The 25,017-nt window shown below is 50.7% G+C and carries 19 protein-coding genes; 8 read left to right on the top strand and 11 right to left on the bottom strand.

Going from position 1 to position 25,017, the window contains the following annotated elements; translation table 11 throughout:
* The first annotated feature begins 90 nt into the window (after window positions 1–90).
* A complete protein-coding gene (fusA, locus tag ABD028_RS22750) occupies window positions 91–2,184 on the top strand; it encodes an elongation factor G (protein ID WP_343847626.1) in 2,094 nt (697 codons plus the stop codon).
* 253 nt (window positions 2,185–2,437) lie between these two features.
* Here the strand turns inward: fusA and ABD028_RS22745 are convergent, their stop codons facing one another.
* The 10 genes from ABD028_RS22745 to ABD028_RS22700 form a co-directional block, all read right to left on the bottom strand.
* Complete coding sequence (locus ABD028_RS22745; protein WP_343847625.1) at window positions 2,438–4,033, bottom strand: esterase-like activity of phytase family protein; 1,596 nt, start codon at window positions 4,031–4,033, stop codon at window positions 2,438–2,440.
* Window positions 4,034–4,164: 131 nt separating this feature from the next.
* Complete coding sequence (locus ABD028_RS22740; RefSeq protein ID WP_343847624.1) at window positions 4,165–6,513, bottom strand: zinc-dependent metalloprotease; 2,349 nt, start codon at window positions 6,511–6,513, stop codon at window positions 4,165–4,167.
* A 160-nt stretch (window positions 6,514–6,673) separates the two neighbouring features.
* Window positions 6,674–7,600, bottom strand: coding sequence for a chemotaxis protein (locus ABD028_RS22735; RefSeq protein ID WP_102794241.1), 927 nt, complete (start codon window positions 7,598–7,600; stop codon window positions 6,674–6,676).
* A 103-nt stretch (window positions 7,601–7,703) separates the two neighbouring features.
* Window positions 7,704–8,504, bottom strand: coding sequence for a DUF1338 domain-containing protein (locus ABD028_RS22730; RefSeq protein ID WP_343847623.1), 801 nt, complete (start codon window positions 8,502–8,504; stop codon window positions 7,704–7,706).
* A gap of 230 nt (window positions 8,505–8,734) precedes the next feature.
* Entirely contained in the window at window positions 8,735–10,204 is a 1,470-nt protein-coding gene (gene astD, locus ABD028_RS22725) for a succinylglutamate-semialdehyde dehydrogenase (RefSeq protein ID WP_343847622.1), read from the bottom strand.
* A 2-nt stretch (window positions 10,205–10,206) separates the two neighbouring features.
* On the bottom strand, window positions 10,207–11,235 hold the full coding sequence (gene astA, locus ABD028_RS22720) for an arginine N-succinyltransferase (RefSeq protein WP_102794244.1): 1,029 nt from the start codon (window positions 11,233–11,235) through the stop codon (window positions 10,207–10,209).
* A 144-nt stretch (window positions 11,236–11,379) separates the two neighbouring features.
* Window positions 11,380–12,585, bottom strand: a complete 1,206-nt coding sequence (locus tag ABD028_RS22715) for an aspartate aminotransferase family protein (RefSeq protein ID WP_343847621.1) — start codon at window positions 12,583–12,585, stop codon at window positions 11,380–11,382.
* A gap of 315 nt (window positions 12,586–12,900) precedes the next feature.
* On the bottom strand, window positions 12,901–14,061 hold the full coding sequence (locus ABD028_RS22710) for an HDOD domain-containing protein (RefSeq protein WP_343847620.1): 1,161 nt from the start codon (window positions 14,059–14,061) through the stop codon (window positions 12,901–12,903).
* An 84-nt stretch (window positions 14,062–14,145) separates the two neighbouring features.
* Window positions 14,146–15,048: a GGDEF domain-containing protein gene (locus tag ABD028_RS22705; RefSeq protein WP_343847619.1), complete on the bottom strand. Its 903-nt coding sequence runs from the start codon at window positions 15,046–15,048 to the stop codon at window positions 14,146–14,148.
* Window positions 15,049–15,125: 77 nt separating this feature from the next.
* Entirely contained in the window at window positions 15,126–15,716 is a 591-nt protein-coding gene (locus ABD028_RS22700) for an anthranilate synthase component II (protein WP_343847618.1), read from the bottom strand.
* Window positions 15,717–15,852: 136 nt separating this feature from the next.
* Here ABD028_RS22700 and ABD028_RS22695 point away from each other — a divergent pair, with 136 nt between their 5' ends.
* The 7 genes from ABD028_RS22695 (at window position 15,853) to ABD028_RS22665 (ending at window position 23,934) form a co-directional block, all read left to right on the top strand.
* On the top strand, window positions 15,853–17,058 hold the full coding sequence (locus tag ABD028_RS22695) for a 3-dehydroquinate synthase (RefSeq protein ID WP_343847617.1): 1,206 nt from the start codon (window positions 15,853–15,855) through the stop codon (window positions 17,056–17,058).
* Window positions 17,055–17,948 carry a UbiA family prenyltransferase gene (locus ABD028_RS22690; RefSeq protein ID WP_343847616.1) on the top strand — a complete coding sequence of 298 codons (894 nt, stop codon included), beginning with the start codon at window positions 17,055–17,057 and terminating at the stop codon, window positions 17,946–17,948. Before ABD028_RS22695 ends, ABD028_RS22690 begins: the two co-directional genes overlap by 4 nt.
* Before the next feature lie 7 nt (window positions 17,949–17,955).
* The gene (locus ABD028_RS22685) at window positions 17,956–18,609 is read left to right on the top strand and encodes an EboA domain-containing protein (protein WP_343847615.1); all 654 of its coding nucleotides are present in this window, start codon (window positions 17,956–17,958) and stop codon (window positions 18,607–18,609) included.
* A gap of 12 nt (window positions 18,610–18,621) precedes the next feature.
* Complete coding sequence (locus tag ABD028_RS22680) at window positions 18,622–19,506, top strand: TatD family hydrolase (protein ID WP_343847614.1); 885 nt, start codon at window positions 18,622–18,624, stop codon at window positions 19,504–19,506.
* Entirely contained in the window at window positions 19,503–20,678 is a 1,176-nt protein-coding gene (eboE, locus tag ABD028_RS22675) for a metabolite traffic protein EboE (RefSeq protein WP_343847613.1), read from the top strand. Before ABD028_RS22680 ends, eboE begins: the two co-directional genes overlap by 4 nt.
* Window positions 20,679–20,680: 2 nt before the next feature.
* Window positions 20,681–22,078: an alkaline phosphatase family protein gene (locus ABD028_RS22670; protein WP_343847612.1), complete on the top strand. Its 1,398-nt coding sequence runs from the start codon at window positions 20,681–20,683 to the stop codon at window positions 22,076–22,078.
* A gap of 314 nt (window positions 22,079–22,392) precedes the next feature.
* Window positions 22,393–23,934 carry an alkaline phosphatase D family protein gene (locus ABD028_RS22665; protein ID WP_343847611.1) on the top strand — a complete coding sequence of 514 codons (1,542 nt, stop codon included), beginning with the start codon at window positions 22,393–22,395 and terminating at the stop codon, window positions 23,932–23,934.
* A gap of 25 nt (window positions 23,935–23,959) precedes the next feature.
* Here ABD028_RS22665 and trpS read toward each other — a convergent pair whose 3' ends face one another.
* Entirely contained in the window at window positions 23,960–24,970 is a 1,011-nt protein-coding gene (gene trpS, locus ABD028_RS22660; RefSeq protein WP_343847610.1) for a tryptophan--tRNA ligase, read from the bottom strand.
* Window positions 24,971–25,017 lie beyond the last annotated feature (47 nt).

Below are 25,017 nucleotides of genomic sequence, written 5' to 3'. Positions count from 1 at the left end.
GCAATTATTTAGCAGAAGACGGGTTTTTAACTGCGTTTTCCTGTATACTTGCGCGCGATTTTTTTCCCTTAAAACTTTGTGAAGGAAACCATGGCAGATTTATCCCTCTACAGAAATATTGGTATTTTCGCCCACGTTGACGCGGGTAAAACTACCACTACTGAACGTATCCTGAAGCTCACCGGTAAAATCCATAAAACAGGTGAAGTGCATGATGGTGAATCCACCATGGACTTCATGGAACAGGAAGCCGAGCGCGGTATTACTATCCAGTCCGCTGCGACCACCTGCTTCTGGAAAGGTCACCGTTTTAACGTTATCGACACTCCCGGACACGTTGACTTCACTGTTGAAGTATATCGTTCACTGAAAGTACTGGACGGTGGTATCGGTGTATTCTGTGGTTCAGGCGGCGTTGAGCCTCAGTCTGAAACCAACTGGCGCTATGCTAACGATTCAGAAGTATCTCGTCTGATCTTTGTAAACAAGCTGGACCGTATGGGTGCAGACTTCTATCGCGTCGTTAAGCAGATCAAAAACGTATTGGGCGCGAACCCTCTGGTGATGACTTTGCCTATCGGCCGCGAAGATGACTTCGTTGGCGTGGTAGATGTACTGACCAAGCAAGCCTATATTTGGGACGACACAGGTCTGCCAGAAAACTACAAGGTAGAAGATGTACCTGCTGACATGGTTGACCAGGTTAATGAGTACCATGAGCAACTGGTAGAAAGTGCTGTTGAACAGGACGATGACCTGATGATGGCTTACATGGATGGCGAAGTGCCTTCTATTGAAGACCTGAAGCGTTGTATTCGTAAAGGTACCATCAACCTGGCATTCTTCCCCACTTTCTGTGGCTCTGCCTTTAAAAACAAAGGTATGCAGTTGGTATTGGATGCAGTAGTTGACTACCTGCCTAACCCAACCGAAGTACTGCCTCAGGATATGACTGATTCAGAAACCGGTGAGCCTACCGGCGAAACCGCTACTGTATCTGTTGATGAGCCTTTCCGTGCCCTGGCATTTAAGATCATGGATGACCGTTTCGGTGCCCTGACCTTCGTACGTGTTTACTCAGGTAAGCTGAACAAGGGTGACACCATCCTGAACTCTGCGACAGGTAAAACCGAACGTATCGGCCGTATGGTGGAAATGCACGCCAATGACCGTAACGAACTGACTGGCTGCCAGGCTGGTGACATTCTGGCCTTCGTCGGTATGAAAAACGTGAAGACAGGTCACACCCTGTGTTCTCCTGATCATCCTTGTACACTGGAACCCATGATCTTCCCTGAGCCGGTCATCTCTATTGCCGTTGCACCAAAAGATAAAGGCGCTTCCGAGAAACTGGGTAACGCACTGTCCAAGATGATCGCAGAAGACCCAACCTTCATCGTTGAAACCGACGAAGATTCCGGCGAAACCATCCTTAAAGGTATGGGTGAGCTGCACTTGGATATCAAAGTAGACATTCTGAAGCGTACTTTCGGTGTTGAGCTGGTTGTAGGTAAACCTCAGGTTGCTTACCGTGAAACCATCACCAAGGCCGTTGAAGATTCCTACACGCACAAGAAGCAGTCTGGTGGTTCTGGTCAGTTCGGTAAGATCGATTACCGTATCCGTCCTGGTGAGCCAGGCACAGGTTACAAGTTCAGCTCCACTGTTGTGGGCGGTAACGTTCCTAAGGAATTCTGGCCTGCCATCGACAAAGGCTTCAAGAGCATGCTGGACGAAGGTACCCTGGCCGGTTACCCGGTACTGGACCTGGAAGTAGAACTGTTCGACGGTTCATTCCACGCGGTTGACTCATCAGCCATTGCGTTTGAAATCGCAGCTAAAGGCGCTTTCCGTCAGTCCATTCCAAAAGCGGGTCCTCAATTGCTGGAGCCGATCATGAAGGTTGACGTATTCACTCCTGAAGATCACGTAGGTGACGTTATCGGTGACCTGAACCGTCGTCGCGGTATGATCAAAGACCAGGAAGCTGGCGTAACTGGCGTGCGTATCAAAGCAGACGTGCCTCTGTCCGAGATGTTCGGCTACATCGGTTCTCTGCGTACTATGACATCTGGCCGTGGTCAGTTCTCCATGGAATTCTCACACTACCTGCCATGCCCGCAGAACGTGTCTGAGAAAGTCATCGAAGAAGCCAAAGCCCGTAAAGCCGCAGCCAAGAAATAATCAGGCTGACGCTGACACAAAAATGCCGCTCAATTGAGCGGCATTTTTTATGCAAATCTGCAAAATAGAAACGCACTCACTGCCGTTTGACCATTCTGCTTGCTTGACGAAATCTACCAGTTCCGTGCTGGCATACTGAATCACTCCGACAAGCACAACCAGTTTGCGATGGACGCTATTGCTGGCAGTTCATCGGAAAACAATTAATCTCCACAGCAATATTATGCCGCCAGTCATGACTGGTATAGGGAAATTATTGCACCGGGGCTAAATCCAGGCCATCAATAATATATAAGGTGTTGCCATCTATCTGGGATTGATTGCTGTCCAGATACTTTTGTTCCAGCACGCCATTGCTCGACCAGGTAGCAAAATCGTCGTCATTGATCACCCCCAGACGTTGTCCGTCTATGACCCATAGCCCTTCCATCTTATCGTGAGGGTAGCCAACTTCGGCCACCATATCCACGACCAGACTGCTTTTTACAACAGGCTGAATATTATGACTGGCCAGTAACTGCCACCCGGCATCGGTATTACCATCCTGCCTGTTTTCATCTATCAGTTGCTCCAGGCTCTTACCATTTAGCGATAAGCCGACTTCAGCATCCTGAACCAGCTCACCGCCAGTGATGCTTTCCAAATCCGTCGCCTGGCTGATGTCAATTTTATACACATGCTTCATGGCATTGGGATTGGTGTTGTAAAACGCGCCATCGCGCTCCAGTACCAGGAAACTAGTATCACTCAGCGCTTTGATGGCCGAGTTTGAATTCTGGGTTTTTTCCTGGCGATATAAGTACTGGCTCACGGCTCCGCTTTCCAGATTAATCGTGACGATGCGAGTCAGGTCAGTACGATGCTTAGTGGGATTGTCCAGACTGGACTGCATAATACCCACCAGGGTTTTCTCATCCGGGGTGATAGTCAGGCCTTCCATACCACGGTTGGCCCAGCGATGGCCAAACTCTGCTGGCAGGCTATACAGATTGCGGCTGTCCGTGGCAAAAGGGTTAATCCGCGCTATTTCCACACCGTCGGCATTGTAATGCACCATATGCGGTCCATACTCGTCACTTACCCAGAAGCTGCCATCACTCATGGCAACCAGGCCTTCCGAGTCCAGACCATAATCATCCAGTTTGATGGGGTTGGTGTTGGCATCATAAGGTAAATCCGGATTTATCCGAATCACATTACCCTGTGCATCGTAAGGGGTCTCACCTGTGCCTCCCAACGCTGCTGTATTGGGTAAACCACTGATAGGATTGCCATCACGGTCTTTAAGCAGAATGGTTTTTAGCAGACGGATATTGCCCGTGGCCTGAATCTCAAACAAACCGATACGTGGCACATAATCTGGCGTGGGGAACATTTTGCCACTGCCCTGCTCACCGGTGAAATTGGCATTGGGTCCACGGTCAGTAATCGCATAAAACTGCATAGGGTTGGTGGGATGGCCGTCCATGTCAGAACCAAAGCCACCATTGCGGATCTCGAATGTAGAACCGGGAATGGCACCATTTTGCAAATCGTTGCGCAGTACAGAATAAGGCAAAGTTACACCGGCGGCACTGAAATTGTCCGGCTGGCAAACGTAGGACGTATCAGTGATTTCGGCACTTTCCAATGTGCCATTGCTGTCTTTATCCAAGCCGGAGTCAATGCGTACACCGCCCATCCAACACTGCGTATCTCCTGCAGCCAATTCAGTTTGCACGACCAGGCTATTCAGACCGCTCGCCCCTTTTTCGCCTGCCGCACCTTGGGCACCATCATCGCCGTCGTCACAGCCTCCCAGCGCCAACATCACCGCCAGGCTTAATCCAGAAATCACCAACTTTTTCATTATTCGAGTCCCTACAAAGGTTGTAAACAACTCAGAGTAGGGTTCGAATACGTCACTTTAGTGACTGATTAATGAAGGATTTATTGCAAGCCTGAGAAAAATGCGCGGCAGTCACCGCGCACCGGTCAAACTTATATGGGCGACCCTGGTGGTAAGGCCAGGGGTTTAAAACCAGGTTGCCATTCACCATTGTCTTCGAATGCTTGCCATTGTTGCAGCAGCATCTTCAGATTGGCATCTTTGTCATGCTTATCCAGCCAGTCTGCCAGGTCATCCATCTGCAGGTATAACGCCGCACGTGCTTCTGGGGCTAAATCCTGACTGGTCAGGCTTTTCATCAATTGATAAAAAGCTACATGGCGAACTCTTTGCTGAATTAACGCCCGTTTTCCCTTGTGGTCTTTCCCTTGTATAACCGACTGTCGCAACTGACTCAGTACCTCAGTCAGTTGTCCCTGCGACGATAATCGGTTCAGACGTTGCGGGTGTAACAACATACTAAGGCTATGATTGGCCGCCGCTTCCGCTGCCGATAATGGGTCAAACGCCAGCCCCATGCGCCCTTTAAAACTCTCGCGGCCGTCACTGTCGCCATAGGCCTTAGGCGGAATTAACGCCAACAGATTGTCAGGCAATGCAAGAAACTCCGGTTGCACTGTGTCGAGCAGCGCCTTTACTGCCTGCTGTTGCTTTTCAGTTTCCACCCACTTGAACCCCTTGGCTTGGGGGTGTTCACCTTTAAGTTCATACTCATAAAAGGCCCCACCCACCATTTTGCTAACGGCCTCAATCTGATAACGGTGTAACAAATAGATTGGCACCAGCGCTTCGTGCAAACTGGACAGCGGTTGCCCGCTGGCAATATTGTCCAAGCCAAAGTGGCTCAAGGCAGTCTGTCGAACCCGCATCAAACGCTTCAGCTCTTCCACCGGGTCAGCGCCATTATCCCATAAATGGCCAATGGCACTGACACCACCGGCAGGCCGGGCATCTTCATCAGCCATATATTCCAGCCCGTCGGCTTTGGCCTTGGCCACCAATGCAGCCAATTGCTGGTCTGAATAGTCGCCATAGCCATATTGTATGGCGTACATATCCCATTCTCCCAGCCCTTCCCGATAGGCATGCTGCAAACTGATTTGCTGGTCTTTCAGTTCCACCAAAGGATGGGGGTAATCCATCACCGAAGCACGCCCGTTAGCACTGGCAGCAAAGTTATGAATAAGGCCAATGGTATGCCCTACTTCATGGGCAGATAACTGGCGAATACGGGCCAGCGCCATGGCTTTCTGCTTCTCCACATCGCCCTGATTGCCCTTAAATGGCCCGGTTAAACCGGAAGCGATCAGAAAGTCCTGCCTTACTCGCAAAGAGCCTAGCGTGACATGCCCTTTAATAATCTCACCGGTTCTGGGATCGGTCACACCCGCACCATATGACCAGCCTCTGGTGGCACGGTGCACCCATTGAATAACGTTGTAGCGCACATCCATAGGATCAGCATCTGCAGGCAAAGTTTTTACCACAAAGGCATTCTTGTAACCCAACTGCTCAAAAGCACTGTTCCACCACATGGCCCCTTCATACAAAGCGGTGCGCACAGGCTCTGGCACCCCAGGGTCAAGATAATAGACAATAGGTTCTATGGCCTCGCTGATGGCAGCATCAGGGTTCTTCTTTTGCAATCTATGGCGCGGCAGCAGACGCTTTACCATTGGCTCGTCAATGGCGGCTGCATAATCCATGTATTCCACTTTCCAATAACCTGAATAGGGGTGAAACTCACGGCTCTGATAACCAGCGTCGGGCAATGCCACCAACGAATGATGTAAATGCACACTGATGGCATCCGGCTCTGGGGTAACCTGGCGGACAAACTCACCGGCTTTGCTTCCTGCGTAAGTGACCAACGCTTCCAGCTCGGTATTCAGGGGAAATGCTTTGGAACGCTTCAGGTAAACACCACTGCGCTTAGGGTCGACCTTATAGCTGCCCTGATTTTGTGCCGCCAGGCGTGGCCCTATCTGATGAATATCGCTGAGTAGAAAATCACTGTAGTCCACCAGCCATTTATCTGCGTCACTGGCTACCACAGGCAAGCCTGCTAATACAGAACTGGCAAAAGCTTGGTCGATGCTGGCTCGTTCCGCTGCATTGTGACTGTCAGCACGATAATAGGTATTGAGTTGTTTGAGCATCAGCTTGTTGCCAAAGCGCTCAAACTGTACCAGGCGGGTTTCACCCAGTTGACCGCGGTCCAGACCAATATCATTAGAGCCAATTCCCCGCGGCAGAGAACTCTGGAAAATAAAAGGTTGCTCTAGTTTGTCCACCAGCAGAAACAGCTTGCCTTCACTGGGCTGATAGTAAAAATCAAAATAGCCCTGACGATGCTCCATGCCTTTAGTAAAGTCCTTAATCCCTGCTGCCAGGGTGAGTGGGCTGACTAACAGACAAAGTAATATTCCCCATCTTTTCATTCTTGCCTCGGATATTGTTGTTTTTCCTGCACTTACCATATCCCAGCCGGATTGACAGATAAACTGCAAGTCGGTCGAATTCGCCAGATTTACTGTTGAAGCGCAAACAAAAAAGCCCGCAGAAGCGGGCTGATATATTCAATGGCTGCAGAAATCTAATTCAGTCGCTCGCCATCCACTTACGCACCGCAGAGGCCAGCTCGTCGGGATGAAATTTGGCAATAAACTGGTCGGCCCCTACTTTGCGCACCATGGCTTCGTTAAATACGCCACTCAGCGATGAGTGCAAAACAATATGGACTTTACGCAAATCGGGATGCGCTTTAACAGCCGTCGTCAGGGTATAGCCATCCATCTCCGGCATCTCAATATCTGAAATCAACAGTGGCACTTTTGCGGTAATATCACCGCCCATTTCTTTGGCCTTGTCTTCCAGCCATTTCAATGCCTGACGTCCGTCATTCACCAGCTCCACATTGACCCCGACCGACGACAGTGCCCGTTTAACCTGATTACGTGCCACCGATGAATCATCCGCCACCAGCACGGTAAGTTCTGATAAATCCACTTCCGATGCCTGCTTTTTCACATCCTCACTGACTTCCTCATCAATGGGTGAGATTTCGGCGAAGACCTTCTCTACATCTATCACCTGTACCAGCTTATTGTCGACCTTGGTGACTGCCGTCAGATAATGATTAGCACCAGCGCCTTTGGGCGGTGGCATAATCTGCTCCCAGTTAATATTGACGATGCGGTCAACGCCGCCGACCAAAAAGCCCTGGGTGGTACGGTTATATTCCGTTACCAATACGAAGGCCGATTTCAGATTTTCAATGCGCTTACCGCCTGTTGCTTCGCTGAGATCAATCACGGTGATGGGCACACCACGTAAATGAGCAATGCCGCGAACACAATTACTGGCACCGGGCATCTCAGTCAGCTCAGGGCATTGCAGAACTTCCCTGACCTTAAATACGTTAATACCAAAAGGTTGTTCGCCGATAAGGCGGAAGATCAACAGTTCCAGACGATTCTGGCCAACAATATTGGTTCTTTGATCCACTGACGCAATCAACTTGCTCATAATCGCTCCGATTGGCTACTTAAGCTAAACAATAGCAGGTACAAAGATAATACCAACAAAAAGCCCGCATAAAAGCGGGCTTTAATAAATCAGTTGGCAGGTACTACATACCTACGTTGGTGCTTTCGAAGATTTTATCTGCCGAGGCAGCCACAAAGCCTGTATATAACTTTCCATTGGGCATGGCGTAACGCTGGGCAAATTCGTAAAAACAGCTGGGTATCACCAGGCTCTTGTCACTGAAACGCACTTCCATTTTATCCGCCATGGTAGAAGATTGGGCCAGATGCACTTCAGGGCCGCCCTTAATTTCACCGCCGGAGGTGTTCAGTTCAAAACCAGCTTCTTTCAGCTTGTCATTCACATCTGACAACAGAGTGTAGCGTTTCAGGTGATTCAGACTGACGGTAAAGTGATTGGCACGGAATCCCCAGGCCGAAACCCAGGCGGCATATTCTGACTCATTCAGCAGTGTTTGGTACTCTTCACTGCTGACCTGCCAATGCGTTCCAGAGTACAAAAAGTTTTCCTTGTTCACCGCATCAGCAGGTACTGCGTCAACCATTTTACGGATTATGGCTTGAACTGGCGCAGAAAACTCCTCAACCAAGAGTTCGCTGATAAAGACTTTAGGCTTAGTGTCGTCAGCATGTTCGAAGTGTTTCGCTTTGAGCTTTTTCTGTTCAAAGTTGTACTGACCCTTTTCTTCGTAACCCAATGCCAGGAAGTGCGCCGCCAGTTTTTCCAGACCGACTTTATCGATATTAAAGGTACGGAATGCGACATGGTCATTGATCAGTTCATCGCCATCACCCAGTAATTGGTGAACTTTTAAGGCGGAAGGGGTCATGGCAACGTAGTCTTGCCAAAGGTTTGCAAACAGGGTCTCAACGTTATTGTGCATGATGCTTCTTACTCAGTCCTAAGGGATTGAAAAACGTAAATTCAATGCTTTTTGGCCTAGGGTTTTACGCCATTGGGCCAAGGCAGCTTCTTGCGGCGGCGTATTATACAGCACTTTCGAACAAAAAACAGACAGTGATGTATTTGTCAGAAAAAGCGTAGCAATTTTTCGCTCGGACGGCTTTGATTCAGATCAGAGATCATGGCCGGGCGTTACCCGGCCAGACTCATTCAGAACGACAGGCCTGGGCTCAGGCTGGTCGGCATAACGGACTTATCCAGTTCCACCGAGGCAACCGGGTAAGCACAGTAGTCAGCCGCATAATATGCACTGGCTCTATGGTTCCCGCTCTCGCCTATACCGCCGAAGGGGGCGGCACTGCTGGCACCGGTGATCGGCCGGTTCCAGTTGACAATACCGGCACGGATGCGACGGAAGAAGTGCTGATATAGCTCGGTATCATCAGACAGTAAACCGGCTGACAGACCAAATACCGTATTGTTTGCTTCGTCGATAGCCTGATCAAAATCCGTGTAACGAATGACTTTAAGCAACGGACCAAAATGCTCTTCATCAGGCAGGCTGGCAAGAATACCGGTCACGTCGACAATACCAGGGGTGACAAAGCCTGACTCCACATCAAGGTGTTGCATTGCCAGTAACGAAGTAGCACCCAAATCCAGCAATTGTTGCTGAGCTGCCAGCATCTGTGCGGCTGCGCGGGCAGATATCATTGCGCCCATAAAGGGCTGTGGCTGGGCGTCGTAGTCGCCCACTTTAATCTGGCGGGTCACTTCCAGCAAACGGGCCAGAATGGCGTCGCCCAGCTCGCCTTTCTCTATAAATAAGCGACGCGAGCAAGTACAGCGCTGACCGGATGTGATAAAGGCAGACTGCACAATATCATGTACCGTGGCGTCGATGTCAGAAACGCTCTTTACCAGTAACGGGTTATTGCCGCCCATTTCCAGGGCCAGGATCTTACCCGGATGACCGCCAAATTGCTCATGCAGTAATTTGCCAGTGCGCGAACTTCCGGTGAAAAACAGACCGTCGATACCAGGGTGACCAGCCAGCGCCTTACCGGTTTCCACTTCCCCTTGCACCAGATTGATAACACCAGCCGGTAAGCCGGCTTTTTCCCACAGTTCGACCGTCTTCTGCGCCACTAAGGGAGTGAGTTCACTGGGTTTAAATATGACCGTATTACCGGCCAGCAGCGCTGGTACAATATGCCCGTTTGGCAGGTGACCGGGGAAGTTATAAGGCCCAAACACCGCCACCACACCATGAGGCTTATGACGGATAAAGGCTCGACCTTGCGGCATGGGGTTTTCTACCGTGCCGGTGCGCTCCTGATAGGCTCGTTCGGAGATTGCCACTTTTCCGACCATGGCCGCGACTTCTGTCGCAGTTTCCCACAGCGGTTTGCCGGTTTCACGGGCGATCACCAGTGCCAGTTCATCTTTATGTTCACCCAAAAGCTCAGCAAAACGCTTAACAAAAACCAGGCGCTCTTCAAAACTGAATTCCGCCCAGGGTAAAGATGCCTGACGGGCTGCGTTAATGGCTTGTTCAACCTGCTCAGCAGTCGCTGACTGGGCCTGCCAAATCACCTGCTTCTTAGCCGGATCTGTGGAGCTCATTGGGTGGCCATGGCCTTCCAGCCATTGGCCTGCGATAAATTGTGCTTTGCTCATTTCTACCCCTTTAGCAACAAGGATGCAAAACGCACCTGGTCGCCTTCATCAATTTGCAATGCCGTCAAAGCGGCCTGAGAAATAATTGCCCGTTGTTCGTCTTTACTGACCAGCAAGGGGGTCACCACGGCGCGAAAGCCCTGCAACTTGGTATTAATCACCATATGCAACTTTGCCCCCTCGGGATCACCGACTGCCGCCGCCAGTTTGCGGCTGATACGGGCTGTACGAATATGTTGAAGATCAGCTTCAACTGTCGGACCGGCATCAAAGATATCCACATAACCACGATTACGGAAGCCTTCCGACTCCAGCAATTGCAGCGCTGGTCGGGTTTTATCATGTACCTTGCCGATCACCGCCTGGGCTTCTTTGCTGAGCAGATTGACGTATATAGGATACTTCGGCATCAACTCGGCAATAAACACCTTCTGGCCAATTCCCGTCAGATAATCAGCGGTAGGAAAGTCCATAGAGAAGAAATGCTCTTCCAACCACTGCCAGAATGGTGAATTGCCATGCTCATCAGACACCCCGCGCATTTCAGCTATCACGGTTTCAGCAAAGCGTGACGCATGCTCTTTCAGAAACAGGAAGCGAAACTTAGACAAAAAGCGGCCATTGTTGCCTTTACGCGCCTGTTCACGTAAAAACAATGTGCAGATTTCCGTAACCCCGGTGTAATCGTTACACAAGGTCAGAATATCCACCAGATTATAGATATCCAGCTCCCTGGAAGCGTGTGCAACCTTGCTCAGGTGGTAATGATAAAAAGCATCATCCAGTCCGACAGAGGCTTGGATACCACTGGTTCCAACCACCTTACCCGTCTCGCTGTCTTCCATCACAAACAGGTAACTTTGATCACCGGGCGCATCCACATCCTGGGCAAAAGATGCCTCCGAACCGGCAATCTTATTACGCAGCAAGGTTTCATTAACCGGCAGGGACGTAAAGCCGATACCGGACTCCACGGCTATATCATGCAGTGACCCATAGTCACTGGCTTGGATTGGGCGAATCACCATCATAGTCGCTTACTCCGCTGTTACTGAGGCGGTTTGTTAACACTCTTTGGGAAACCGGAATATCCGGCAAACAGAAACCGGTGCCAGGCTGCGGCACCGGTCAATCATCCATCCTGGATTAAGCAGGACATCGTCCTGCCCGCTAATTTATCCTTGTACGACTTTGGCCACGGCGCGTTCAAAACGTGCCAGACCCTCTTTGATGTCTTCGTCAGAAATAATCAGCGAAGGGGCAAAACGCACGACGTTTGCACCGGCCACCAAGCACATCAGATGTTCAGCCACGGCGGCCACCAGAAAATCTCTGGAACGGCCCAGGTACTTGTCGTTCAATGCTGCGCCCAACAACAAGCCTTTACCCCGTATTTCACTAAATACATGGTATTTGGCATTAATGGCATTCAGGCCGTCACGGAACAGTTGTTCCTTATGCTTAACACCATCCAGCACTTCTTTGCTGTTGATAACATCCAGCACAGCTTCTGCCACAGCACAGGCCAGCGGGTTACCACCATAAGTACTGCCGTGGGTACCCACTTTCAAACTGGCAGCAATGTCTTTGGTCGTCAGCATAGCACCAATGGGGAAGCCACCACCCAACGCCTTGGCGGTAGTCAGAATATCTGGCGTGACACCCAGGCCCATATAGGCATACAGTTCCCCTGTACGGCCTACGCCTGATTGCACTTCATCAAAAATCAGCAGGGCATTGTGTTGATTACACAGTTCGCGCACGCCTTGGATAAACTCGTTAGTGGGACTGATAATGCCACCTTCACCTTGCAGTGGTTCCAGCATTACCGCACAAGTGTTGTCTGAAATCAGCGCTTTCAGGCTGTCCAGGTCGTTATATACGGCATGATCAACCGCAGCAGGTTTTGGTCCGAAGCCGTCAGAGTATGCTGGCTGACCGCCCACGGTAACGGTGAAGAAAGTACGGCCATGGAAACCTTGTTTAAAAGCGATTATCTGATTTTTGCTTTCACCATGGTGTTCCAGCGCCCAGCGACGCGCCAGTTTCAAGGCGGCTTCGTTGGCTTCCGCACCGGAGTTGGCAAAATAAACGCGCTCGGCAAAAGTCATCTCGGTCAGCTTTTTAGCCAGACGCAAAGCAGGTTCGTTAGTGAATACGTTGCTCAGGTGCCACAGTTTGCTGCCCTGTTCATTCAGTGCGGCAACCATGGCTGGATGACAATGCCCCAGAGAATTCACCGCGATACCGCCAGCAAAATCCACATATTCGATACCTTCCTGGTCCCACACTCTGGAACCCTCACCGCGAACCGGAATCATGGCGGCTGGGTTATAATTGGGGGCCATAACGTCGTCGAATAATGCTCTGGTCACTTTCATTCTTGATACCTCTTGCTTTGCTTGTAGAAGGGCAATGGCGAAAAAATCTGCCGCCATTATTGCAGAACTGCTCGTCAGTGTCTTCCCGTCAACTTGACGCAAACGCCCAGAATACAAGGCATTGGCCTAAGTTTGCAGGAATTCTGAATAACTATATTTGGTAACTGTTGTAAAAAGCCAACGCTGTCTGTTACCACCAAAGAAACGAGCCTGACATTTTAGCCCCGAAACGGGGCGTGCATGAATATGTAAAAAAAAATTTAGCGATAATGGCTGAAATCCATCGTCTGGCCGCTCAAATCGGCCAACAACAAATTAATTTTCTTCAAAAGTCAGATTCAGATGGCGTAAATCCGCATCCTTCAGTGCCGCAAGGGCACCGGATGGCATTTGTATACCCCGTAAGAACAATTTGGCTTCATCCATATTAATCAGACGATGATTTTTCAGCATGCGGTACTGGTTGTAGCTGCGGCCCTGCATCAATACTCTGGCCAAAGGCTGCATATTCCTGATTGGCAGGAATTGCGCCACCTCTGACATGGCTGGAGCGATCATGACTCTTTTCAGATCCATGCGTTCGATCAGCCAATTGCTGGTCTGCAGCGAATACTGTTCCATTACATCGCTCAGGCATTGCCCTGAGGGTTCAATTTCCCCTAAAGCGGCATGCTCTTCCTTCATCTTTGCTTCATGCGCCTCGGTAATCGCATCGCGCCGAACCTCCTCAAACAAACGGAAATACAGACGGATAACAGCAATACGGCCAATTTCATGCAACATGCCCAGGGTAAATGCCGACGCCGCATCAACCCCAGCCACTTCAGCCACCTTTTTGCATGAAAGGGCACTGCCCATGGCATGTTCCCATAAACGCACTTTTATATTGGGATAGGGATCCGTGATCTGCGGAAGCCAGCGCCTGAATGCCAGTGCCGGAATCACTAGTTTCAGGTTTTCCAGTCCCAAAAAGCTCAATGCCATGCGCAAGCTCTCAACCGGAATGACCTTGCCTTTTTTGTCTGTGCGCCGGTACTTGGGCATATTGACCATTTTGATCAGGTCATTAACCAGCCAGGGAATCGTTGCCACTAAGGGTTCAATGCGGCCAATAGAGGCGGCCTTGACCGGCATAATATCCAATACCTCAGGCAACTGTGGTGGAATACCAATGAGTTTATTGTATAAGGTATCAGTATCCACCAACTGTTCGGCAATACGGCGCTTCAGCTCTTCGTTCAGTTGGCCTTGCAGTTTATCCAGAAAATTCTGCTGGTAGCGTTCATTGAGTTTTTTGTCACGTTGCGCCTGTTTTTCTACGCGCAATAACTGACGTCCATCCCTGTCCTGATCAAGAAATGCAGGTAGTTCGACGTCCTTGTCTTCAATTACAGTTTGTTTGGCCATATCCAGGCCAATCAGCAGGCTGCTGAATCTGTGTGTGATGAGTTGTGAGACGTCTTGCTGCTCTGTCATTAGTTTTATTCGAGTTTCTTCTATCGGGTTTATCGGAATGAAAGATGCATCATATAGGAAAAGATGAAGCGGGTTGAGCGAATTCTAAATCTGAACAATACAGGCTTTACCTTGTTCCTTGGCTTGATACATGGCTTTATCAGCACGACGTCTGAGGCTATCCACACTGTCCTGCGCGCGAATTGCGGTCAGCCCCATACTGACAGTGAGTATAGGCAATGAATGTGGGGTGGCATCCGCAATCTTTGTCATCAGGCGTCTGGCAACGTCCATCGCAGTATCCGGAGCGACCCGGACCAACAGAATTTCAAACTCTTCTCCACCACTGCGACATACTATGTCTTCGCGTCTGGCGCTTTCACTTAATACTGCGCCAAGAATTTTTAGTACTTTGTCACCCATGGCATGGCCAAAGTCATCATTAATTTTTTTAAAGTCATCTACATCCATCACCAGCAAACAACCCCGATGAGGCTCCTGCCGACGAAACAATAGGTGTTGCTGTAAGGCTGTATCAAAATAGCGTCGGTTGTGTACCCGGGTGAGCTTGTCCAGTGTGGACAGCCGGTATGTAAAAATCACCCACAAGGTGATGCCACTTGCCAGAATCAGCGCCCCTAGCAGGAACAGCACATCTTCAGCTAAGTCCATCCCTTGTCCCCGCAACAGTAATACCTGGTCCAAACCATCCAGATAGCGGGCTTGTTGAAGCAGCAAAAGACCAAGTAGCACTGTTACCTTAATGTGCCGTTTGAGCAAGATAAAACTAACCAGCACGTAGCTAAAACCAATAGCCAAAGCTGATACCCAAGCCAGACTCGCACCTAACCAGTCAGAGGCAATTTGCTTATCCGCGTCGGCCAGCACCCAGACAGTTATCAAGCAAGTCACCAGGGCATTGACTATCAGCCAAGCGCCAACGCCAACGCCAACGCCAACAAAGAAAGGCCGACCAGAGTAGTGGGCTGACAGGATCAGAAAGCGCAAATTAGTTGCTGGTCGCTGTTGCATGTATAAAGGGGGCTTTTTACTTCTGCTGCTGTGTCAGTAAATATGGACCAGTTTCAGCCTTTTGCCTTATATAACTCGAGAAAATTCTTAAGAATACAATGGCCTGCCAAAGTCATCACTGACTCAGGATGAAACTGCACCCCACAGAGTGGCAGGCTTTTATGTTCGATCGCCATTGCCGTAGAGGCCCCCATTTCATCCTCTACCCAGGCACTAACGGTAAAATCTTCAGGGATAGACTCAGGCGCCAGCACCAGAGAATGATAGCGGGTCGCCACAAAGGGATTGTCTACCCGGGCAAAAAGCCGCGACTCATTGTGTCTTAGCATGGATGTTTTGCCGTGCATGACCTTCGCCGCCCTGATGACTTTAGCACCAAACACCTGACCAATAGCCTGATAACCTAGGCACACGCCCAAAATGGGTAACCTGCCGGCAAAATAGGCAATGGCACTCAGGGTAATACCGGCATCATCCGGCGTACAAGGACCTGGCGAAAAAACCAGATAATCAGGGGCGAGCGCCTCTATCCCGGCAATATCGATCCGATCATTGCGCACCACCCGCACTTCCTGCCCCAGTTCCATAAAGTATCGGGCCAGGTTATGGGTAAAGGAGTCATAATTGTCAATCAACAGCAGCATGAAGCCAGTCAGCAGGAAAAAACCGGGCAGGGATAATAGCGGAACTTGGCAGAGAACAGAACCACACGCATCCGATTAAAAATTCTGGTATCGTCTGGCACCAAATATTGTCGGTCGATTAGAGATAGGGCGTAACATGAACCTGGCAAACAGCAAAGACATACAAAAATTGACATTGGAGACGACCGACTTAAATGCCAGTTTTCATATGCCTTACCACTTTCAGGTGCGCTTTACCCAGAATCTGTTCAGTCCAGACAATGATACTCTGTTAACAACCCTCACTGCGGATACAGATCAACCAATCAAGCTGCTTTTTTTTATTGATGCAAACCTCGCTGCCGCGCAGCCTAACCTCATCCGGCAAATTGAAGACTATTGTGCTGCTCATCCTCTGCACTTTAGCCTTATTGCTCCATGTATCGAAGTACAGGGTAGTGAAGCCGGTAAGCAATTGACCCAGTGGCAGGCCTTGCATCAGACCTTGTTAAACTTAAGAGTCGATCGTCACAATCTGGTTTGTGCCGTTGGTGGTGGTGCATTGCTGGACCTGATTGGCTTTGTTTGCTCCAGTTTTCACCGCGGCGTCCCGTTGGTGAGAATCCCAAGCACGGTACTGGCACAAAACGATGCCGGCATTGGTGTCAAAAACGGCGTAAATGCACTGGGGCACAAGAACCTGCTTGGAAATTTCTGCCCACCAAGAGCGGTGATTAATGACTTCTCACTGCTAAGCAGTCTGGCAGCGCGGGACAAAATCGCCGGTCTTGCTGAAGCCGTGAAAGTGGCACTTATTCAGGATCAGGCGTTTTTCCTCTGGTTGGAAGAACACGCACAAAGACTGGCCAACTTTGATGCCGAACCCAGCCAGTATGCCATTTGGCGCTGCGCTCAATTACATCTGAATAAAATCACCCTGGGTGGCGACCCTTTTGAACGGGGTAACGGTCGGCCATTGGATTATGGTCACTGGAGCGCCCATAAACTGGAAATATTATCAGATTATCGCATCCGCCACGGTGAAGCGGTCGCGGTGGGCATGTTGCTGGATGCCATCTATGCCAATCTGAATGGCATGTTGGAACAAAGCTCGGTAGAGCGCATTCGAACTTTACTGCGCACACTGGGTTTTAAGCTCTGGTATCCAGAATTAACCAGCCAGGATGGCTTATTGCAAGGACTGGAAGACTTCCGTCAACATTTGGGGGGACGCTTGTCGATTCCCCTGCTGACCAGTATTGGCCAGTCCAGGGATGTGCAACACATAGACACCGCGCAAATGCGTCGCGCATTAATGCTGCTACAAGAAACGGAATCGGCAGGCACAAAGGCTGAATCATGACACCTCATACTTTTTTAACTCTGACCAGAGCCTCTAACTTACCTTCCGTATGGACTAATTTACTAGTCGGCGGTAGCCTTGGGCTGGTTGCCGGCATCCAGGTCCACGCGCCGCTATGGCAGTGGTTAACCTTGTTGGTTGCTATGTCGGCCATCTATATGGGCGGCATGCTGCAAAATGATGCCTTTGATGCTGATTGGGACAAACATCATCAAAATCGGCGCCCTATTGCATTGGGACTAGCCCGGCAAACTACGGTTGCGCTGCTTGCCAAGCTGTTTCTTGCTGGCGCACTGGTGTTGCTGATGATTCAGGCCTGGTGGTCTGGGCATGCGCAGCCCGCACTGATTCTGTTATTGGCCGCTGCGCTACTGTTCACTATCTGGAGTTACAATCGCTGGCACAAACAGCAGCCTCATTGCGCCTGGCTGATGGGTCTTTGCCGGGTCCAGGTTTATTTGCTGGCAGCCGGTATGCTGGGACAATTCAGTTGGATGTTAGCTGGCTGTGCGGCCATACTGGCGGCCTATATTGCCTCAGTAACTTACCTGGCCAGAAACGAACATCTGGCCAATATCAGCCTAAGCCCCCGTGAACACTGGCCGTTATTGCTGCTGACTGCGCCACTTGGGGTGCTCACTTTTTCTCATCCCCACTGGCTGCTTTATCCGCTGTTACTACTGTTTTGCGGCTGGGTTATCTGGCACTTGAAGCTGAGTTTGTTGAGTCAACAAGCGCCCCTGCGTAAATTGATTGGCGCACTGCTGGCCGCTATCAGCCTGATAGATGCCCTGATACTGGCGGCGTTAAACCACCCAATTGCCAGCCTGGCCTGCGTCGGTGCTTTCTTATTGATGCCCAGACTACAGCGCTGGGTTGCCGCGACTTAGGATTATTATGCACTTGCAACAGAACCTGCTTGCATCACTTCAGTCACAGCTATACCAACAGTTGGACGAACAGGTTGGCCTGCAACTGACAGCAATGCTGGAGAAGATTCGCCAGTCCCCTTCATCTTTTGACAGCTTCTCTGTTAATTCCGCCATGGCCAGGCGCAAGCTAGGTGAAACAAAGATAGTGGAATGCGATCTGGACGGAGACTGGGATGTCGCGCAACTGGCCCGGGTGTTGTTGTTGGCGGAGTTATTGTTACAGAATAACATTACCGATCGTGCCGCAATTTTTGTTAAGGTATATCAGCAAGGTGACGAGCAGGAGCGATTGGCCTGGCTGAAAGCCATCCAGCTACTGGATGCGCAAGGCGAGATGCGGGATTTTGTCATCCATGCAGCCCGCACCAACAGCCATCAATGCTTCGCTGCCATTGCCCTGAATAACCCCTACCCGGCCCTACATTATGACGACGAGGCCTTTGAGCAATTAGTGCTGAAGTCGTTGTTTATGGAGCTGGATGTGCGTCAGATCCTCGGCATATTGCCAAGGCGGACGGCACGCATGCAGGCTCTGGTAGAAGATTTGCGGGAAGAACGTCTGGCTGCCGGGCGCAGTGAGACCCCTGGTATTTGTTGGCTATTAACTCAGCACCCATAAAGGATTTTGTCTATGACGGTATATTTTGATCCCCACATTCATATGATTTCCCGCACTACAGATGACTACCAAAATATGGCGGCTGCCGGTATTACCGGCGTTATTGAACCGGCATTCTGGCAGGGGCAGATCCGTACCCACGTGGGTAGCTTCATTGATTATTATGACAGTTTGATCGGCTGGGAGCGCTTTCGCGCCAGCCAGTTTGGTATTCATCATTTCTGTACTATGGGGCTAAATCCCAAGGAAGCCAATGATAAAGCCCTGGCCGAGGAAGTCTTGGCCGTGTTACCCCGTTATTTGGCTAAAGACGGCGTGCTGGCGGTGGGAGAGATCGGCTACGACGATATCACCCCTCAGGAAGAACATTGTTTTGCGGCCCAACTCGAATTGGCCAAAGAGTTTGATTTACCGGTATTAGTGCATACCCCGCACCGGGATAAAATTGGCGGCACTAAACGCACTCTGGCGCTAATTAAAGAGGTCGGGGTAAAAGAATCTATGGTGGTAGTGGACCATCTGAATGAGTTGACGCTGCCGCTGGTACTGGAAACAGAATGCTGGCGTGGCCACTCCATTTACCCCAACACCAAAATGTCGGAACAGCGCATGGTGGCGCTGCTAAAACAGTACGGTACAGAGAAGATGATTGTTAACAGTGCTGCCGACTGGGGCGTCAGTGATCCTTTGAAAGTCCCCAAAACCGGCCAGGCCATGCGTGATGCAGGTTTTAGTGAAGCAGATATCGAAAAAGTGTTGTTTGACAACCCCATTGACTTTTTTGCTCAAAGTGGGCGCCTGGACAAGCAACAGTTGCGCCAGCCACTACCGATTGACCAACGTCAGTTGTGGCAGGAAAACTCCGCCTTACGCGGACAGGATCCCATAGTGCAATGAGGTATCGCACCGAGCAGATAGGTTATTGCAGTAATGTGCATCCTGGCGAATCACTGGCGAAGATCCTTTGTAATCTGGATCAGGGATTGCTAGCGGTAAAACGCCAGCGAGGCCTGCAACGGATGCACTGCGGACTATGGTTAAGCGCTGACGCCGCCAACACCTTGCAAGACCCTATTTGCAGGCGGGATTTTATTCAAACTCTGCATGATCAGCAGTTACGTCTTACCACCTTAAACGGTTTCCCATTTGGCCAGTTTCACCTTACCCGGGTAAAAGAAAAGGTCTATTTACCGGATTGGAGCCAGGATAGTCGCCGCCAATATACTCTGGCACTGGCGGAGCTTCTGGCCGATTGCCTGCCAGCGGATGAAAGCACCGGCAGTATCTCAACCTTGCCACTTGGTTATGCTCAAACCTGGTCAGCTGAAAAGCATGAGTCGGCGGTCCGCCAACTGACTGTGTTGAGCCAGGCGTTAGCAGCACTAGAACAGCGCAGCGGCAAGCTTATCCGGGTATGCCTGGAAATGGAGCCCGATTGTGTATTGGAGTCCAGTCAGCAATGCCTGGACTTCTTTACCTTGCTGCAGGCGCAAGGTGCGAATATGCGCTATCTGGGGATCTGCTACGACGTCTGCCACCAGGCCGTTATGTTCGAGGACGCCTATCAATCACTGCAGCGTTTGCATCAGGCCGGTATTCACATCGGCAAAATACAGCTGTCCAATGCGATACGGCTGCCATTACACAACAGTCAGCCGCAACAGGGTATGAGGTTTCTGCAACAATTTGCCGAGTCTACCTATCTGCATCAATGCAAGGCAATCACCACAGGTAAGCAAATTGTGGTTTGGCCTGATCTGCCGGCACTGTTCAATACCTTGCCCACTCTGGATGACTGCGAGGAACTTAGGGTGCATTTCCACGTCCCCTTGCACTGGCATGGAAATGAAGACCAGAGCTTACAAAGCACCCAGCACAGTTTGTTGCGCACCCTGGATTTCTTATCTGACCACCCAGACTGCCGACCTCATCTGGAGTCTGAAACATACACCTGGCAGGTGATGCCATCTGAACTGCGTCCTGTCGATCAGCAAGGACTGACCGACAGCTTGTGCCAGGAGCTCGGCTGGCTGGAATCGCAAATGCAGGCCAGAGGTTTGCTGGAGTAATAATGCAATCAACACCACTAATTGTCGCCAATGTTGTCGGCTTAACTGCCAGCATGCTGGGGAACAACACCCCAAACATCAACAGGCTCTTAAACGATGGCGAACTTTGCCATTTGCAGGGCACCTTTCCGGCCCTGACCACCACAGCTCAAGCCTCGATGCTGACCGGCACCCCACCTTCCGGGCATGGCATAGTGGGTAATGGGTGGTATTTTCGCGAACTGGCGGAGGTCAAATTCTGGCTGCAGCCAAACCAGTTAATGCAGGGTGAGAAAGTCTGGCAGACCCTGAAACGCCAGTTGCCAGGCTTTCGCTGCTCGCAGTTGTTCTGGTGGTACAACATGTATGCGGATGTCGATGCGGCAGTCACGCCCCGCCCACATTATCCGGCGGATGGTCGCAAGGAATTTGGTCTGTACTCCCAGCCAGCCGACCTGCACAAGCAACTGGAAGCACAAGTTGGCACCTTTCCTTTCCATACCTTCTGGGGGCCTGGGGCGGGCATCGCCTCCAGCCGCTGGATAGTGGATTGCGCGATTGCCGAGCACAAACTGAATCAGCCACATTTGCAATTAGTCTACCTGCCGCATCTGGACTACAACCTGCAAAAGTTGGGGCCATCTCACCCCGACACAGCCAAAGATATCCGGGCCATTGACCAGGAAGTAGGCCGCTTGCTGGATTACGCCCAGTCCGCTAACACGGTGGTGATGCTGGTATCTGAATACGGCATTGAAGATGTGCAGTATTCTCTGTCGCTGAACCGCCATCTACGCCAGGCCGGTTATGTCGCCGTGCGCCAGTCATTGGGCTGGGAGTTGCTGGACCCTGGTGCTAGCCAGGCCTTTGCGGTGGCGGACCACCAGATAGCCCATATTTATGTCAAAGACCCGGCGGATATAGCCCAGGTGAAAGCGTTGCTGGAAGGCTTGGAAGGTGTTGAGCAGGTTCTGGACAAGGCAGCCCAACAGGAGCAGGGACTGGCCCATGAGCGCAGTGGTGAACTGCTTGCTGTGGCTCAGTCAGGATGGTGGTTTAATTACTATTACTGGCTGGATGACAAGCTGGCCCCGGACTTCGCCCGCACTGTAGATATCCATCGTAAACCTGGGTATGACCCGGTGGAAATGTTTATTGACCCGGCTATCCGCTTTCCCAAGCTGAAAATTGTCCAGCGCCTGCTGAAAAAGAAACTGGGCATGCGCATGCTGATGGATTTGATTCCACTGGACCCCAGCCTGATAAAAGGCAGCCACGGGCGACCGGCAGCCAGCCCGGAAAAGGGTCCCTTGCTGATTACCAGCCAACCTTATAACCTGCCCCGGCAAATGCCTATGACGGGTGTACGGGACGTGATTTTAAAGCACTTTCTCAGCAGTCACATCAGCTTCCCCGACTGAGAGGCACTCGGCCCAGGCACACCTATGGCTGGGCCGTATTAAGCACTTTAAATGTCTGTCGGTGCCAAGATACAGCCTGACTTACATCAGACAATGTTTCATCACTTTTCGTTAAGTGAATCAAAGTAGTTGCATCCCCTATACTGTGCACAAGCAAGATATTGGTACAAATCGACAAACAGATTCGCTACTTTGGCGAAGAGTTTATGGCTTCACCCATGAACATAGGCTGCGTCTCAGACACAACACAAACTCATTCACCTATTTGCCACATACTGCGGGTAGAATGAGCTTACTCAGCTAAGTAAGGTACAATGTTTTTGCAACGCAGAGATTTTCTTAAAGTTGGTCTGGCGACGGTCGGCATGATGGCCAGTCCGATGGTATTTTCCCTGTCAGCCGACCCACAGCGTCCCAGACTAATTACCGGAATCAGCGCCGGAGATGTGAGTTATGACGGTGCCGTCATTTGGGGACGCACCGATAAACCGGCCTTGATGCAAGTAGAAGTGAGCGCTGATGAGACCTTTACCAAGGCAAGCAGGTTTGTCGGTGGAGCGGCACTGGCTCCCACTGACTTTAATGCCAAAACCCTGTTGCATGGCCTATTGCCCGGTCAAATCTGGTATTACCGGGTCAGCTTTGCCAGCCTGGAAAATCCGGGTGCCGTCAGTGATATCTGGCAGGGGCATTTCAAAACGGCTCCGGTACTGAAAGGCAATGTGCGTTTTTGCTGGTCCGGCGATACCGCAGGACAAGGCTTTGGTATAGATAAAAATCGTGGCGGCATGCAAACCTATGCGGCGATATTGCGGCAGCAACCGGATTTTTTTGTCCATTGTGGCGACCTGATTTATGCCGATAATCCTATCGAGTCAAGCAAGACCCTAAGCGACGGCAGTCAATGGCAAAACCTGCAAACGGAGGGGGTCAGCAAAGTCGCCGAAAGCGTACAGGAATTTCGCGAGCACTATTACTACAACTTTCTCGATGAGCATGTGGCAAAACTGCATAGCCAGGTCGCCACCTTCCAACAATGGGACGATCACGAGGTGCGCAACAATTGGTTCCCTGGCCAGATACTGGATGACCCAAGGTATACACAAAAAAGCATATCGTTACTTGCGGAGCATTCACGCCGGGCCATGCTGGAATGCAACCCGATACGCCTGAACAGCCTGGACGAGCGGCAGATTTACCGCAAAATTGCCTATGGTCCGCACCTGGATATCTTTATGCTGGATATGCGCAGTTACCGTGGCCCCAACAACCTGAATCGGCAAACAGAATCCAGTGCGCAAACCGCTTTTCTGGGTGCTCAGCAACTCGCCTGGTTGAAGCAGAGTCTGAGCCGTTCTGATGCCACCTGGAAAATTATCGCGGCAGATATGCCGATTGGCCTGAAGGTTACCGATTGGGGCACAGAGATAGCGGAAAATATGGCCAATATCGACGGACCGCCACTGGGACGTGAACTGGAAATGGCAGAACTGCTGCGGCACATTCGCGACAACCACATTTACAATGTGCACTTTATTACTGCCGATGTGCACTATTGCGCTTCGCATTATTACGCCCCCGAACAGGCGCAGTTCAAGGATTTTATGCCATTTTGGGAATTTGTCAGTGGCCCCTTACATGCCGGTACCTTTGGTCCGGGTGAACTGGATAATACCTTTGGCCCGCAGTTGGTGTTTAAAGGTATTCCTGATGATTTGCAACAAGGGGCAGAGCCTTCACAGGATTATCAGTTCTTTGGGCAGATGGACATTGATGGAGAAAGTGGTGCCCTTACTGTCAGTCACTTTAATCGCAAAGGAGAACGACTGTGGCACACCCAACTGTTACCGACCTGAGAGGTCAGTAACAGTTGGATTTCAACTAACCTATCGGGCGGGCAATAAAGCCTACCTTTTCATAAACCGCCGCCAGAGTTTTCGCCGCTCTGGCGCTGGCTTTCCCAGCCCCTTCCAACATAATGCGGTCAAGTTCGGCCTGGTCATCACGCAGTTGGTGGAAGCGCTGTTGAATGGGCTCCAGCAGAGCCACCACCGCATCGGCCACATCGCCTTTCAGATGGCCGTACATCTTGCCTTCATACTCAGGAACCAATTGCTCGATAGACTTGCCGGTAGCGCCACTTAGCAGGGTCAGTAAGTTAGACACTCCAGCCTTTTCCTTAGGATCAAAATAGATACGCGCCTGCTCATCTGAATCGGTAACGGCCTTTTTGATCTTCTTAGCGATCTTCTTGGGATCTTCCAGCAGGCCGACAAAGTTGTTGGGATTGTCATCAGACTTGGACATTTTCTTGGCCGGATCCTGCAGACTCATAATACGTGCGCCGAACTCGGGAATATAGGGCTCTGGCACTTTGAACGTCTCACCATGCTGATTGTTGAAACGAATCGCCACATCCCGGGTCAGTTCCAGGTGTTGCTTCTGATCATCACCGACCGGTACCTGTTCGGCCTGATAAATGAGAATATCAGCGGCCATCAGTGTTGGATAAGTGAACAACCCGGCATTGATGTTGTTAACGTTTTTTGCCGACTTGTCCTTAAACTGCGTCATGCGATTCAACTCGCCCATTTGCGTGTAACAGTTCAGCACCCAGGCAAGTTGAGCATGCTCCGGAACCTGAGACTGGATAAACAGAGTACTCTGGTTGGGGTCGATGCCACAGGCCAGATATAAGGCCAGCCCGTCTAAGGTGGCGTTACGCAGGGCCAATGGATCCTGGCGCACGGTAATGGCATGCAAATCCACCAGCATATACAGACAATCGTACTCCTGCTGCATGCCCACCCACTGTTTAAGCGCACCCATATAGTTACCAATGGTCAGTTGTCCGGACGGCTGACAGCCACTTAATACAATGGGTTTATGCATAACAAAAAATTCCTGCTGTGTTCGCAAACGCTGATGCGCCGTTACTG

It is taken from the genome of Bowmanella denitrificans, assembly GCF_039522935.1.
In the GTDB taxonomy this organism is placed as follows: domain Bacteria; phylum Pseudomonadota; class Gammaproteobacteria; order Enterobacterales; family Alteromonadaceae; genus Bowmanella; species Bowmanella denitrificans.
Note: the sequence above shows the minus strand (reverse complement) of the source record. Positions and strands in the feature narration are given on the sequence as shown.

What these genes read in the sequence shown, in the direction of transcription:
- fusA (WP_343847626.1), top strand. Translation starts at nt 91, where the DNA reads ATGGCAGATTTATCCCTCTACAGAAATATTGGTATTTTCGCCCACGTT.
- ABD028_RS22745 (WP_343847625.1), bottom strand. Translation starts at nt 4,033, where the DNA reads ATGAAAAAGTTGGTGATTTCTGGATTAAGCCTGGCGGTGATGTTGGCG.
- ABD028_RS22740 (WP_343847624.1), bottom strand. Translation starts at nt 6,513, where the DNA reads ATGAAAAGATGGGGAATATTACTTTGTCTGTTAGTCAGCCCACTCACC.
- ABD028_RS22735 (WP_102794241.1), bottom strand. Translation starts at nt 7,600, where the DNA reads ATGAGCAAGTTGATTGCGTCAGTGGATCAAAGAACCAATATTGTTGGC.
- ABD028_RS22730 (WP_343847623.1), bottom strand. Translation starts at nt 8,504, where the DNA reads ATGCACAATAACGTTGAGACCCTGTTTGCAAACCTTTGGCAAGACTAC.
- astD (WP_343847622.1), bottom strand. Translation starts at nt 10,204, where the DNA reads ATGAGCAAAGCACAATTTATCGCAGGCCAATGGCTGGAAGGCCATGGC.
- astA (WP_102794244.1), bottom strand. Translation starts at nt 11,235, where the DNA reads ATGATGGTGATTCGCCCAATCCAAGCCAGTGACTATGGGTCACTGCAT.
- ABD028_RS22715 (WP_343847621.1), bottom strand. Translation starts at nt 12,585, where the DNA reads ATGAAAGTGACCAGAGCATTATTCGACGACGTTATGGCCCCCAATTAT.
- ABD028_RS22710 (WP_343847620.1), bottom strand. Translation starts at nt 14,061, where the DNA reads ATGACAGAGCAGCAAGACGTCTCACAACTCATCACACACAGATTCAGC.
- ABD028_RS22700 (WP_343847618.1), bottom strand. Translation starts at nt 15,716, where the DNA reads ATGCTGCTGTTGATTGACAATTATGACTCCTTTACCCATAACCTGGCC.
- ABD028_RS22695 (WP_343847617.1), top strand. Translation starts at nt 15,853, where the DNA reads ATGAACCTGGCAAACAGCAAAGACATACAAAAATTGACATTGGAGACG.
- ABD028_RS22690 (WP_343847616.1), top strand. Translation starts at nt 17,055, where the DNA reads ATGACACCTCATACTTTTTTAACTCTGACCAGAGCCTCTAACTTACCT.
- ABD028_RS22685 (WP_343847615.1), top strand. Translation starts at nt 17,956, where the DNA reads ATGCACTTGCAACAGAACCTGCTTGCATCACTTCAGTCACAGCTATAC.
- ABD028_RS22680 (WP_343847614.1), top strand. Translation starts at nt 18,622, where the DNA reads ATGACGGTATATTTTGATCCCCACATTCATATGATTTCCCGCACTACA.
- eboE (WP_343847613.1), top strand. Translation starts at nt 19,503, where the DNA reads ATGAGGTATCGCACCGAGCAGATAGGTTATTGCAGTAATGTGCATCCT.
- ABD028_RS22670 (WP_343847612.1), top strand. Translation starts at nt 20,681, where the DNA reads ATGCAATCAACACCACTAATTGTCGCCAATGTTGTCGGCTTAACTGCC.
- ABD028_RS22665 (WP_343847611.1), top strand. Translation starts at nt 22,393, where the DNA reads ATGTTTTTGCAACGCAGAGATTTTCTTAAAGTTGGTCTGGCGACGGTC.
- trpS (WP_343847610.1), bottom strand. Translation starts at nt 24,970, where the DNA reads ATGCATAAACCCATTGTATTAAGTGGCTGTCAGCCGTCCGGACAACTG.